Annotated in this window: 1 pseudogene; it reads right to left on the bottom strand. The window is 42.8% G+C overall.

Features of this window, described 5'->3' with window-relative positions:
• A pseudogene (locus ADH90_RS07970) lies at window positions 1-1,389 on the bottom strand (fibrillin); the annotation flags it as partial.

Here is a 1,389-nt window from a genome sequence, read left to right as displayed (position 1 = left end):
ATCCAAGAGCTTATAACTATTTGATTTAATGGTTACAGGTTTATCTTGACCATTTACTTGGACAGTTGTTCCTGCAAAAATTGGTGTGCCTGTTTGAGTTGCACCTTGGATATCTTTTGAAGTAGCTGGTTGAGCTGTTGGAACAGCAGCTACAACAGTTGGTGTATAAGTTGCATCCGAAGTGATTGTCGCTGTTTTACCAGCTGCGTTTGTAATAGTTGCTGTTGCTTGAACTGTGACACCTGTTGCAATTCCAACAAAGTCTTTTTCAGGAGTAAATGTTACCGCTCCTGTAGTAGGATCAATTGTATATGTTCCTTCGCCTGCTACAGTTACTGTTGTTTCAGCTGTTGGCTGACCTGTTGCAGGATCAATCAATTTCTTACTTGTAATTTGAGCAGTCTCATCATTACTCAAAGCAAATGTTGGAGTCTCAGTTTGAGGAACATTTTGAATGTCTTCAGAAACTTTATTTGTTGGAGTAAGAGTGACTGGTGTAACAGTTGGTGTGTAGGTTGCAGAGGCTTTTGTTCCGTTCTTATCTTCGCGAACAACCGTCACTGCTGGAGCAGTTCCAGTGAATGACTTCTCAGGAACAAAGGTTACTGTTCCGTCCGCTGCTACTGTGTATGTACCAACGCCGTCAACTGTCTTGGTAGTTGAACCATCTTCGAAGGTTGCTGGAACAGCATCGTTCATCGGCACACGGCTATCACCCTCAGTAAATACTGGCTTACCAGTCTGAGTTGCTCCTTGGATATCTTTTGAAGTTGCAGGACTTGTTGTTGGAGTCACAGGCGTTACTGTCGGGGTGTATGTTGCAGAAACTTTGGTTCCGTTCTTATCTTCACGGACAACAGTCACGGCAGGTGCAGTTCCGACGAATGATTTTTCTGGCACGAATGTAACTGTTCCATCTGGAGCTACTGTGTAGGTACCGACACCATCTACTGTCTTAGTTGTTGAACCATCGTCAAATGTCGCTGGAACATCTTCATTGATAGCTACTGTTTTCTCAACACCATCAACGGTTACTGTTCCTCCCTTGAATTCAGGTTTACCTGTTTGAGTCGCACCTTGGATATCTGTTGATTCAACTGGAGTAGCCGTTGGAGTTACTGGAACAATTTCAGGTGTATAAGTTGTATTCACCTTGATACCGTTTGAGCTTTCAGCTTGAACCTTGACTGGTGTTACAGCACCTGTGTATGATTTATCAGTTGGTGTGAATGTTACAGTACCAGTTGCTGGATCGATCGTGAATGTACCGATTGGCGTTGTACCATCGGCAGCATAAGCTGGCGTAGTTGTAACTTCATTACCATCTTTATCCAAGAGCTTATAACTATTTGATTTAATGGTTACAGGTTTATCTTGACCATTTACTTG

The sequence above is a fragment of the Streptococcus pseudopneumoniae genome (assembly GCF_001073085.1).
GTDB classification, from domain to species: Bacteria; Bacillota; Bacilli; order Lactobacillales; family Streptococcaceae; genus Streptococcus; species Streptococcus pseudopneumoniae_M.
This window is presented reverse-complemented; position numbering and strand designations above follow the sequence as displayed.